The organism is Caballeronia arvi, from assembly GCF_001544695.2.
Classification (GTDB): Bacteria; Pseudomonadota; Gammaproteobacteria; order Burkholderiales; family Burkholderiaceae; genus Caballeronia; species Caballeronia arvi.
Genome location: NZ_FCOM02000112.1, coordinates 1 through 11,468, shown reverse-complemented (window position 1 = coordinate 11,468; position 11,468 = coordinate 1). Strand labels below are relative to the sequence as shown.

The 11,468-nt window shown below is 60.9% G+C and carries 9 protein-coding genes and 1 pseudogene; 2 read left to right on the top strand and 8 right to left on the bottom strand.

Annotated elements, in window-relative coordinates:
• Window positions 1–368 precede the first annotated feature (368 nt).
• The 5 genes from AWB74_RS42210 to AWB74_RS42190 form a co-directional block, all read right to left on the bottom strand.
• On the bottom strand, window positions 369–1,559 hold the full coding sequence (locus tag AWB74_RS42210; RefSeq protein ID WP_061152463.1) for a M20 aminoacylase family protein: 1,191 nt from the start codon (window positions 1,557–1,559) through the stop codon (window positions 369–371).
• A 90-nt stretch (window positions 1,560–1,649) separates the two neighbouring features.
• On the bottom strand, window positions 1,650–3,113 hold the full coding sequence (locus tag AWB74_RS42205; protein WP_061152464.1) for an aldehyde dehydrogenase family protein: 1,464 nt from the start codon (window positions 3,111–3,113) through the stop codon (window positions 1,650–1,652).
• A gap of 87 nt (window positions 3,114–3,200) precedes the next feature.
• Complete coding sequence (locus AWB74_RS42200) at window positions 3,201–4,526, bottom strand: NAD(P)/FAD-dependent oxidoreductase (RefSeq protein WP_061152462.1); 1,326 nt, start codon at window positions 4,524–4,526, stop codon at window positions 3,201–3,203.
• A 216-nt stretch (window positions 4,527–4,742) separates the two neighbouring features.
• Window positions 4,743–5,624, bottom strand: coding sequence for a GNAT family N-acetyltransferase (locus AWB74_RS42195; RefSeq protein WP_235024917.1), 882 nt, complete (start codon window positions 5,622–5,624; stop codon window positions 4,743–4,745).
• 65 nt (window positions 5,625–5,689) lie between these two features.
• Window positions 5,690–6,094, bottom strand: a complete 405-nt coding sequence (locus tag AWB74_RS42190) for a RidA family protein (RefSeq protein WP_061152460.1) — start codon at window positions 6,092–6,094, stop codon at window positions 5,690–5,692.
• A gap of 138 nt (window positions 6,095–6,232) precedes the next feature.
• Between AWB74_RS42190 and AWB74_RS42185 the strand changes: the two genes are divergently transcribed.
• Entirely contained in the window at window positions 6,233–7,153 is a 921-nt protein-coding gene (locus AWB74_RS42185) for a LysR substrate-binding domain-containing protein (RefSeq protein WP_061152459.1), read from the top strand.
• Between the two features lie 212 nt (window positions 7,154–7,365).
• Window positions 7,366–7,536 (top strand): annotated as a pseudogene (locus AWB74_RS47965) (DSD1 family PLP-dependent enzyme); the annotation flags it as partial.
• A 139-nt stretch (window positions 7,537–7,675) separates the two neighbouring features.
• On the opposite strand, the gene AWB74_RS42175 reads toward AWB74_RS47965, so the two are convergent.
• The 3 genes from AWB74_RS42175 to AWB74_RS47960 form a co-directional block, all read right to left on the bottom strand.
• On the bottom strand, window positions 7,676–8,164 hold the full coding sequence (locus AWB74_RS42175; RefSeq protein WP_061152458.1) for an Hcp family type VI secretion system effector: 489 nt from the start codon (window positions 8,162–8,164) through the stop codon (window positions 7,676–7,678).
• A 1,742-nt stretch (window positions 8,165–9,906) separates the two neighbouring features.
• Window positions 9,907–10,614, bottom strand: a complete 708-nt coding sequence (gene phoU, locus AWB74_RS42165; RefSeq protein ID WP_061152457.1) for a phosphate signaling complex protein PhoU — start codon at window positions 10,612–10,614, stop codon at window positions 9,907–9,909.
• An 81-nt stretch (window positions 10,615–10,695) separates the two neighbouring features.
• On the bottom strand, window positions 10,696–11,064 hold the full coding sequence (locus tag AWB74_RS47960; protein ID WP_235024916.1) for a hypothetical protein: 369 nt from the start codon (window positions 11,062–11,064) through the stop codon (window positions 10,696–10,698).
• Window positions 11,065–11,468: the final 404 nt, after the last annotated feature.

Genomic DNA, 11,468 nt, shown 5'->3' with positions numbered 1-11,468 from the left:
ATTCGACGCCTGCCAACACGCGCAGCGGCACCGTCACATTCCTGTGATCGATGGCAGGCATCGAATAACCCTTAACGGCAAGGGAAACTCGCCGATGGGCGCGATCAGCGGCGAGCCACGTGTCCGGTGAACTGCTGGACTCGGCCAATTGTAGTCGTTCGCCTTGACCGTCACGCGGCCATTCGAGCGGCGCTTCTATGATGCTTGGCGGCCTCTCAGAGCCAAAGCGCAACGGAAAGCACTATGCGTTGAGAGAGCTTGCGGATCGACAGCGTGATATGGAGGGAGCGGGGACAAGCGATTCTAGCGCAGCTGTGATTCGAGCGCTTAGACGCTTCGTGGACAGACGCCGGGGCACCACGCAAGGCTCACAACTTCTGCTGCCGTGTGCAGAAGTAACGTTGTGCCAGCGCGACCCAATACCCAACGCCGGTCGAGATGATGTCGTCGTTGAAGTCGTATTTCGGGTTGTGCAAACCCGGCGAATCGGCGCCTGCGTTGCCGATCAGTACATAGGTGCCGGGCCGTTCCTCCAGCATGAATCCGAAGTCTTCCGATGTCATGTTGGCCGGCACGTCGGGCCGCACGCGTTCAACGCCGAAGGTGTCACGAATCACCGTTTCGCATAGCGCGGTTTCGGCTGGCGTGTTGACCGTGGCCGGATAGTACTGGAAGAAGTTCACCTCGACCTGTGCGCCATACGCGCCTGCCAGCCCGTCGCACATCGACTGGATATCGCGCTGCAACTTCTGTTGTAACACCGACGACAATGTACGGATCGTGCCGCGCAACTCGGCACTGTCCGGGATCACGTTGTCGGTATCGCCCGCGTGCATCATGCAGACGGAGATCACGGCGGGGTCCACCGGGTCTTTGTGACGCGCGGAGATGGTCTGACATTGCAGCACGATCGAACACGCCAGCGGAATCGGATCGACGCCCAGATGCGGCTGTGCGGCGTGTGCGCCCTTGCCCGTCACCGTAATCCTGAAGCGCGAACCCGCCGCCATGATCGGCCCACGACGCAGGCCGAAATGTCCGGCCGGCAAACCCGGCCAGTTGTGCATGCCGAACACGGCCTCGGTCGGAAAGCGCTCGAACAGCCCGTCGTCGATCATCTTTCGCGCGCCTGCGCCGCCTTCTTCGCCTGGCTGAAAGACGAAGTGCACGCTGCCGGGCAACTGCGGCAATGCTTTCAGAAGACGTGCGGCGCCAAGCAGCATCACCGTATGCCCGTCGTGTCCACAGGCGTGCATGACGCCATGCGCGCACGACGCATGGGTGAAATCGTTAGCTTCATGAATGGGCAGCGCGTCGAGATCGGCGCGCAGCACGATGCCCCACGCCGGATTCGCGCCCGGCAGACTCGCCACCACGCCCGTCCCGCCCAGTCCGCGCGACACCTCGTACCCCAGCGCCTTCAGTTCGCGCGCCACGACGTCTGCAGTGCGGTGCTCCTCGAAACGCAGTTCGGGATGGGCATGCAGATCGCGTCGTAACTTCTCCCAGTGCGCGTGATGCGTGGTCAGCGATGACGCGACAATATCGGCGGATTCCAATTCAACACCTTTCCAAAGCGAACGGTTTCGGGCGCGCGAGGTGACGCAATTTGACGTCACGTAATGTGACGCCAGATGCCCCGCATGGTTTCAATCGTAGTACCCGAGGATCGACTTGATCTCCATATACTCTTCCATGCCTTCGACACCATACTCCCGGCCATTGCCGGATCGCTTGTAGCCGCCAAACGGCGCCTGCGGGTCCCACGCCGGATAGTTCAGATGCACCTGACCCGACTGGATACGCGACGCAACCGAACGCATCAGCGCCTTGTCCGTGCCTTGCACATGCGCGCCGAGTCCATAGACGGTGTCGTTTGCGATAGCGATGGCTTCATCCACCGTGTCATAAGGCAAGATCGCCAGCACCGGCCCGAAGATTTCCTGCTGAGCCACGCTCATTCCAGTTTGAACGTCGGAGAAGATCGTCGGACGCGCATAAAAGCCTGTAGCGAGTCCCTCGGGTCTGCCCAGCCCGCCGATGACCAGTTTCGTGCCTTCGTCGATGAAGCTTGCGATCATCTGCTGCACCCGGCCGAACTGCGCCCGATTGGCGAGCGGACCGTGCGTTGTCGCTTCCGCGAACGGATCGCCGACGCACATCTGCCCGGTCGCCGCCACGGCGAGCGCCTCAACTTCAGCGAGGACGCCGCGCGGGACGATCATCCGGGTCGGCGCGCTGCACGACTGGCCCATGTTACGGAAAGCCGATGCCACGCCAAGTGAAACAGCACGCGGCAGATCGGCGTCCGGCAGCACGATGTTGGGTGACTTGCCGCCAAGCTCCTGCGCCACGCGCTTGACGGTTGGCGCAGCCGCCTGCGCGACTAGCACGCCCGCACGCGTTGATCCGGTGATCGACACCATGTCCACCTGAGGATGTGAGGCGAGCGCGGTGCCCACTTCCGGTCCTGTCCCGCTGACCAGATTGAAGACGCCTTCTGGAATGCCCGCATCGGCCATCACTTCGGCAAATAGCAACGCGCTTAGCGCCGACAGTTCGCTGGGTTTCAGGACAACCGTGCAACCTGCCGCCAGCGCCGGTCCGACTTTCGCCGTGATCTGGTAGATCGGCCAGTTCCACGGCGTGATGAGTGCGCACACGCCGATCGGGTCGCGCGCAATCGCCGTGGTGCCGCGCTGGACGATAAACGGGTACTTCAACAAGTTGTCGCGTGCGACGCCGAGATGGGCAATCGCGAGCGGCACGTGCGCGCCGCGTGCATAGCTTATCGGCGCGCCCATTTCCAGCGTCAGCGCCTGGGCGAACAGTTCGGTGCGCTCAGTCATCAGGCTACGTAGGCGATCCAGCAGCGCCGCGCGTGCCTGCGGCGACGTCGCGGACCACTGCGGGAATGCTTTACGCGCCGCTAGCACGGCACGGTCGACGTCTTTCGCGTCACCCAGCGCAATCTCGCACAGCGTTTCCTCCGTGGAGGGGCAGATCACCTCAGCCCGCGCCGCTGAAATGGTCGAGGGCAGCGTCCATTCGCCATCGATAAAGAACCGGTCCAGCCGGCCCGCCTGCTTCAGATGAAGAACGGGTGAAATCATTGCAGCGTATCCTGGAGTCTTGACCATGCGCCCTGCGAGGGCGACCACGGTGGTTTGCGATTGATGTGCTGGTGGGCGTGTCGCTAATCAAAACTCAGCGACCTTTCCCCACACTGATTCGTCGAATCGCTCCGGTCGGTAAGGTTGGGGATCGACGATCGGTTTCAGGCCCATCACCAGGTCCGCGACCAGATGACCGCATCCCGGACCGATGCCGAAACCGTGACCGCTCAGGCCTGCAGCCAGCACGAAGCCGGGCAGCTCGTTCACTTCGCCAATGGCGGGCACGCCGTCCGGCGTCAAGTCGATATAGCCGGCCCAGGACGCAGCCACCGGCGCCGCGCCAATCGCCGGACACAGTTCGATGGCCCGTCGGTGAATCTCCTTGATCGTGGCCTGATCGACGCACGGATCGAGTACGCGCATCTTTTCCATCGGCGTGGGCCGATCGAGTGCCCAGCGCCCCATGTTCTCGTGACTGGAGCGCACGCCTTCGAGATATCCCGGGCTCAGGCTGCGCCAGCGACGCGTGAACATCGGCAGGAAGTCTTTGGCGTAACGAAACTTTTGCAGCGTGAGATCCAGTTTGCCGAGGCCGCTGATGGCAAGCGAATACGTTTCGTCACCGCGTCGCGTGATCGTGATGGCCTTCGTGTGCATCGCGTCGGGCAGCGTGCCGCGCGGTAGCGAAACTGACATCAGCGACGAGCGGATCGTGGCTTGCGGCAAACGGATACCGAGTTGGCGGCAGAACGTCGACGCCCACGCACCGCCCGACAGCACCGCGATTTTCGTGCGGATTGTGCCGTGCTCCGTCACCACGGCGCTGACGCGTCCGCCTTCAGTTTCGATCCCGCGCGCCGCGCAGTTCTGATGCACCGTCCCGCCGAGTTTGATGATGCTGCGCGCCACGGCGGGCGCGGCAGCGCTAGGGTCGGCGGTGCCATCCGTGGGCGCGAACACACCACCTTTCCAGTTTTTCCCGGTCGAACTGCCGCGCTCGGTCGCGGCCTTGCCGCCGAGCACTTCTGTCTTCACGCCTGCTGAGCGCGCGAAGTTGCACCATTTCGCCCAGCCAGCCAATTCACTGTCGTCGTTGCTCAGATACAGCAGTCCGCTGCGACGAAAGCCAGCCGTCACACCCGACTCGGCTTCGAACTGTTCCCACAGCCTCAGGCTTTCGGTTGCAATTGGCAACTCGCGTGCGTCGCGGTTCTGTTGCCGGCACCAGCCCCAGTTCCGGCTGGATTGCTCCCCGCCGACGATGCCTTTCTCGATCAGCGCCACTTTCACGCCACGCTTCGCCAGAAACCATGCGGTGAACACGCCGACGATGCCCGCGCCTATCACGACGACATCGGCGCTGTCCGGCGGCGTCGGGCCGGTAACAATGCGGGTTAACGGTACGCGCATCTGCGAAAACTCCTTACTGACTGAGGCATTGGGTGCCATGCGTGGTTTCTGCCTGACGGCTGCAATTGATCTTACAGAGGGCTCGCGGCAGAAAATATCGAATGGACTGGTCGTCACGAAGCGACTCTGTTCTTTGCAGGCCCCTGGGCGCAACAACGCATCAGGTGTCGCGCCTTTCCCGGTGATGCATGTCGGGCAAACGCGCGCAGTGTCGTTCTAGAACATGGCCTGACTGACGAGCCCGTACGGACGGTAGACGGAATCGGGCTGCCCGCTATGTGCATCGGCGGGTGCATTGCGAACCATCTTCACCGTGGTATCGATGCGATTCAGGCCTTGCGCGATAAGCCACTCATTCAGCATCGCGCCCGAGGGGACGTCGATACGAACGAACTCGCCTTTGCGACCGGCCAGCCAATGCCCGATCAGCGCCCGGGCGTGCACATCGTCCGGCGAGCGCATCGCGACGACCGGGCCAAGCACGAGACCCCGACCGAAGCGGCGGAGCACCGAAAACCCGACAATTTCGCCGTCACGTTCGAGTACCGCGTTCTCGCCCATTTCCAGCAGCGCCAAATACATCGCCTTGCGTTCGAGGCCATAGGCGCGGGTGGCGAGTTCGATGATCGTAGGAGTATCGTCGGTGGTCGCCGCGCGGAGCCGTTCGCCGTCGGGCAATGCCACCGGCGATACCTCGCCCACATTACCCTGATGCTGGCCGAGCGTATCGCAGACGGTGAAGCCGAGTTTTTCGTAGAGCGGCTTGCCAGCAGGTGTCGCGTGCAGGAACGTGACGCGCGGGCCGAGCTCTTCGAGCAGCAATTCCATCAGCTTGCGGCCAATCCCCCGCCCCTGATGTTCGGACGACACAATCACGAGACCCAGCGATGCTCGGTCCGCGCCAAATTTCCAGCACAGTCCCGTGCCGATCACGACTCCGTTTTCTTCGGCCGCGAAGCCGGTGCCGTGCGCGGCGGCGAACTGCCAGTCCTCCGCGCGATGCGGCCAGCTGACCGCCTGTGACAGGGCGTGCGCCGTCGGGATATCGGCGGCGGTAAAGGCTCGATAGTGGAGACTCGTCGTGGTTGGTGCGTTCATCATTGCGTCCTGTCTGATTTGTCTTGCCGTACGGATGCCCGAGCTGGGCGAAGTTCGGGACGACGCTACAGCGTCGCCACTGCTTCGATTTCGATCTTCAGCCCAAAGTGCAAAGCCGGAACAAGGACCACCGCGCGAGCGGGTTTGGCGTCGCCGGCCCAGCGCGCGTAGGTTGCGTTGAAACTCGCCCAATGCGCGACGTCGACGATATAGACATGGACCTGTAGCAGCTTCGAGACATCGCTGCCCGCGCCGCTCGACGCCGCGCCCAGATTCCCCAGCACCTGCGCAGCCTGGGCGTCAAAATCGCTGTCCGTGAGCTTCGTTCCGTGCGCGTCGATGGGCAGTTGACCGGACACGAAGAGCAGTCCGTTGGCAATCGAAACGTGACTGTAGTGACCGCCAGGCGTCCCCAGTCCGGCCGGGCTTAGTGTCTTGGGAAGATGCCGCGCGTGTTCGGATTGGTTCATGAGGGCCGCTCCACCTTGAATGAGGTTCCCGGCGTCATCGGTCAGACACAGCCATTGCCGGGCTCGTACGACGCACTATAGAAAAAAAACTTTTTGTCATGTTTAATCTCCAGTGAACCCATCGTTAAGGCTTGTTTAATGATTGAACTGGAAGACATGCGCCTGTTTCGCGCGCTCGGCGTGTCGCCATCGCTTGCTGCCGCCGCGCGGCTGCTGAATCTCACGCCGCCCGCGGTGACGGTTCGTCTTCAACGCATCGAGGACCGCATGGGCATACGTCTTGCCACGCGTGCGGCGCGCGGCATCTCGCTCACCACGGAAGGTCAGCGGCTGGTTCAGGAAGCCGTGGAGATCATGGAGCGGATCGAATCGATCCCGTCACGCGTCTCGGGCGAGTCGGGCGTCGTCGTCGGACATTTGCGGGTTGTCGCGCCGTTCGGCTTTGGCCGCGCGCATCTCACGCCGCTGGTGCGCGATCTGCATCGCTCGCATCCGAATCTCGAGATTTCGCTGATCCTGTCCGATAGCCCGCTCACTGCGGCCCAGGGTGCCGACGCCGTGGTATCCATCGGCAACGTCAAGGGGTCATCGTGGATCGGGCACTATCTCGCCCCCAACGACCGCATCCTCTGTGCAAGCCCTGCCCTCACGCGCCGCTTGTCGAAGCTCGCGCATCCGTCGGAACTCACGCAGTTCCCGTGGCTGACATTGCGCGAAAACGACGAGGACGTGACGCGTCTGCGTTTTACGCAAGCCGACACCGCCGGAAAACGCAATGCGAAAGCCGTCACCGTCAGGCTGCACGGCGCGCTGTCGTCCAACGACGGCACGGTTGTCCGCGACTGGGCCATCGAAGGACTTGGCATCGTCGAGCGCTCCGAATGGGACGCTGCGCGTCTGATTGCAACGGGAAAACTCAAACGTGTGTTGCCCGCATGGCGTCTCGAATCCGCGCCGGTGATGGCGTTGATGCCCACGCGTTATGGCCTGACGATCCGTCAGCGGGTGTTTCTCGAAGCCGCCAAGCGCGCGTTCGATCCCGTTCCGTGGCGCAGTTGAGGCGCGCTTCACTCATATCGATCCGACGCGCTTCAAGGCAGGCTCGCCACGCCATCCGGCACGGTGCCGGCAGTGCTCAATCTGGATTAACGCTCGCTTTATCGTTCGTTAAACACGAGCTTCGACGCGAATCCTATATTGGCGACTCGATCCGCACGGCGTCATGCCGATGGCTGGACCCCACTCGCGCATGGAATCGCAAGGAGCCGCAGATGGAATTGCAGACGCTGAATACCCCCGCCGCATTGATCGATGTCGAACGCATGACCCGTAATATCGAGCGGATGCAGCACCGCCTGAATGCGCTCGGCGCGAGTTTCCGGCCGCACGTGAAAACGACCAATTGCAATCAAGTGGCGCAAGCCCAGATGGACGCGGGTGCGAGGTCCACGTGCATCATCATTGGGAGCGGCACTGCAAGTAAGCGCGTTCAGCTCTTGAACGCACCGAAGCCCCGTCCGGATTGCGACGGGGGTTTTTTTGCCCCGTTTCGAGAAGCGCATGTCTTCCTTCAACCCAGCATCAAGCCTTCGGCGCGAGCCATGAATCTTCGGCTTCGATACCGTCCTGCTCATACGTCCACGTGATCTTCTCGTACGTGAATGCGAGGTCTTCCATGTGGCCCAATTGCTTGTTGTTCGGGTCCAGCGCGTTCGGCGTCCACGACTTCATATTTGTGAGAATCGCGTTCGACAGCTTCACGGTGTAGTACTTCTCTTCGGTGCCCTTCGGCGAGATGCGGTAGAACTCCAGCGAGACGTCCTTCATCTGCTCGCCCGAGGTCAGCGCTTGAAACAGCTTGGGCGAAGACTTGTCGATTTCCTTGGTAATCGTCATCGCGCCATGCACGCGTTTGCCGGTAGGCAGACCCGTTTGCGGGCTCTTCGGGATTTCGATGGTGTGATCGACGGCCTGGACGAGAATCTTTCCTTCGTGACCGTGGACTTTGTTCGAGCCTTCGATCTTGCCTTGGTTTTGGCCTTCGAGGGTGAGGTAGCACGGCATCGGCATGATTTGTTCTCTGGTTTGATTGGCGCGCTTCGTTTAGCGCATGGTATGAATTCTGTGGGCGCGCCGTTACGGCCGCGTTTCAGAAAAGCCGATTCAGATTACGAATGAAACATAGGGCTCACGCCACTTCGTTCGAGCGCGGCCGCTCGCGCGTCGGCGACGTTGAGAATGTCGAGATCCGCTGATCTCGAAAACCTCGTGGATCTGATCGTCGCGCGCGTGATTTCGGACTTGACCTGCATTCCGTTCGACGAGATGCGGCGCGATCAGGCGAAAACGTCATGAGCATGGGGACACGCTGAAGGCGCGCATTCGTGGTCTGGATCGCGCGACAAGCCCGCGTTGCTGGCACGCATGAATCGTGATCCTGAACCTCGCCCTCGCCACCGACGTGCTCGCGGGCATAGTGCGCCTCGAGCTCAACAAAGATCGTGCGGCGCGTCGCGCCAAGCATCATCGTGATGGCATGCCGCGAGCGGAAGCAGCAGGAAACGCATCTGCTCGGAAGTCCTGTCGGTGCTACCGCGCGCACAAACAAAATTCGAGTACGTCCAGAGAGCAGGCCCTCAGATGGCTGCGCCATGAGGCGGCGCTGAAATCCCCGGTCGCGGCAATGACGATCAGCAGCAGGAGCGGGTAAGGGGGCAAGCGGCGCAACAGTAGCGGCCGGTTTGTCGCATGCGGCGCGGCGTGGATAGGGACATACGTTGAAGCTTCGATGGCCCTCGTCCGCGGGGAAGCGGTGTTTGCAGCGAATTATTCCAGACAAGGATGCACGTCGCACGGTGCCGCTCCGCGGAGCGAGTTGCCCAATCCGCGGCAAGCGACAGGACCCGAGCTTTGTCGGGAAGCGCTTCGACGTCCGCTAGCTGGCCGGCGACCCGTGGCGTCAACGGTCCACCCGTGATCAAACGCGCGAGCGCGATGCAGATCGAGCGCGCGTCGTCCGCTGAGCTGTAGTGCAAGCTGGTTTAAGCCAACGGGCCCTTACCGATGTGAATGCCGAAGCTGGCGTCCCGCGTAGAATGCCGAGAGCAGACCGACGAGCAACGCTGCTACGGCGAGCGCGCCGTCAAACTTGTCAGCGACGCGCACAAACTCTGTGTAGCACCATAGGCAGCCTCCGATGCCAGTTAACAACAGGCCAAAGATGAGCCCCCAAATCGGCCCTGCCTCTGGAGACCGCAATCTTTGAGACACTCTCATCAGATTACCCCATTGGTTGCGGAGGTCATGAGCGCATGCGCGACGAAAACGAGTGCTACTCCTGCTCGTGGCAGCCGTAGAGGTCGTCAACCAGTCGCTGACCGGCTCCGTGGCCTCCTGTGAAGGCCATCGGCCTCCGAGGAAAACGGATGACCGAGCGTGTCCCCGAATCGCAGGGGCGAAAATACAGCCACGTGCACGCCGGGGCGAAGGATCGTAACCGTGGCGACATACCCGACGTGAGTGTCGAGATCAACTGTCCGTCGTTGATCGAAGTTGGTCTCAACGCAGACCTCGATGCTGAAGCCGTGGTACTGATACGTACGATGCATCAAATATCTCCTCGGCCGCGGAGCCGGGACTAGTCTGATTCTCGGTTCTCCGCAGAAGCAGCAAGGCCTTCGCGCACTCGAGCATTCGATTAGGCGGTCTCAACTGCAACAACCTGAGGGCCGCTGCTATCGCCATTCCGTTCGATGCTTTGCAGTACCGTTGGCGGGCCTATTCCCGTCAAGTTGTTGCCTTGTGCCCGGCTCTCAACCACCCAGGGCTTCGCGCTCAAGCTGTTCTTTGGGCAGGTGCCGCACATCGGTGCCCTTAGCGACATAGATGACGAGCTCTGCCAGATTTGTTGCGTGATCTCCGATACGCTCTATGGCCGATGCGATGGACAGATAGTCGAGGCCCGACGAGATGACCCGAGGACTCTCGGCCATGGAGGTTGTGAGTTTGCTCATGAACGCGCGATATTGTGCGTCGATCGCCTCGTCCTCGCGGACAATCTTGGCAGCAGCAATGACATCGAAGCGAGCGAATGCATCAAGTGCTCGGTGGAGAATGGCGGTCGCCATTTGACCAGATAACCGGATTTCTGCGGTGTTGATAATCTTGGCCGCCTCGTCATTCGCAATCCGTCGGGTTCGCTTCGCGATCTTTCGGGCTTCGTCGCCGGCGCGCTCGAGGTTGGTGATGGCTTTTGAACTCGCCATCAGCAAACGGAGATCAGATGCGGTCGGCTGGCGCCGTGCGATCACGTTTTCGCAGTCAGCATCAATTTCAACTTCCATCGCATTGAGCCGACGCTCTTGCTCGATCACCTTGTCGACCAACTCCAGGTCGAATCGATTGAGGGCCTCCATAGCAAGGACCAGTTGTGATTCAACGATTCCACCCATCTCAAGCACCTTTGACACAATGCGATGAAGGTCAGCGTCGAACTGGCTGGATATGTGTTTGTCTGCCATGGAAATTTCCTCCCGACCCAACCCCAGAGCCCTGATGTCAATGCTTCGGTATGTCCTGGCACGAACAATCGCCAGGCCGACTTAGCGGGATTTTGGTGGCCTGCCCGTCTTAACTTTCTCGACGGCTTGGGCGGCGGCACGCAACTCTTCCGGTGAAGCGGCCTCTAGGAGGACGAGACCGGCCCGCAGAAGCTCACTCTTATTCACCAGTACCCCCTCGTCAAGACATCTCTGTGTCAGCTTCTTGATCTTTTCGTAGTCGAATCGCGGCATGGTGAATGTATCGCGTACGACCTTTTCCTTCTTGACGCGCTCTTTCTGCGGCGGGACGCCGACGGCAGCCAACTCAAGACGGACCGGACGCTTCTTCCGATTTTTCTTTTTAGTCAGTTGCCTACCTGGGGTAGGCTCCACTGCCTCTACCATCTTCTTGGCGGCCTGGCGTGTCATGATTGCCTGTGAATCGAGAAACTGTGCAAACAGTATATACGGGATTCTCCGGCATAAATCGAAACCGAGCAGAACGGTGTACTACGAGCAGCGAAATCCCAATTGTTCAGATGTGAAACGCCTTCGAAGCTGGGCTTTGGAACAGATATTCGCCTAGGCAGATACCGCGCCAGGTTTCGCGAGGACACCGTTAATGGTGCGTACGGTCTCATCAGTGAGGCGGCGATGTCCCGTTTAACGCACCGAAACTGCTAAAGAAATTGTCCATATGACGGCGGAGATCACGGTCGCGCTGCTCAACCGCAGTAGCTGTCATAGATGTACCGACGTGACCACGGAAGCTTGCTGGCGCTCATCCCCGCCTTGCGCGCGACGATCTGATAAATGGCAACATCATCGTTCTC

Excerpts from the sequence above, each read along its gene's own strand:
- AWB74_RS42205 (WP_061152464.1), bottom strand. The coding sequence starts at position 3,113 with ATGATTTCACCCGTTCTTCATCTGAAGCAGGCGGGCCGGCTGGACCGG.
- AWB74_RS42200 (WP_061152462.1), bottom strand. The coding sequence starts at position 4,526 with ATGCGCGTACCGTTAACCCGCATTGTTACCGGCCCGACGCCGCCGGAC.
- AWB74_RS42195 (WP_235024917.1), bottom strand. The coding sequence starts at position 5,624 with ATGAACGCACCAACCACGACGAGTCTCCACTATCGAGCCTTTACCGCC.
- AWB74_RS42190 (WP_061152460.1), bottom strand. The coding sequence starts at position 6,094 with ATGAACCAATCCGAACACGCGCGGCATCTTCCCAAGACACTAAGCCCG.
- AWB74_RS42185 (WP_061152459.1), top strand. The coding sequence starts at position 6,233 with ATGATTGAACTGGAAGACATGCGCCTGTTTCGCGCGCTCGGCGTGTCG.
- AWB74_RS42175 (WP_061152458.1), bottom strand. The coding sequence starts at position 8,164 with ATGCCGATGCCGTGCTACCTCACCCTCGAAGGCCAAAACCAAGGCAAG.
- phoU (WP_061152457.1), bottom strand. The coding sequence starts at position 10,614 with ATGGCAGACAAACACATATCCAGCCAGTTCGACGCTGACCTTCATCGC.
- AWB74_RS47960 (WP_235024916.1), bottom strand. The coding sequence starts at position 11,064 with ATGACACGCCAGGCCGCCAAGAAGATGGTAGAGGCAGTGGAGCCTACC.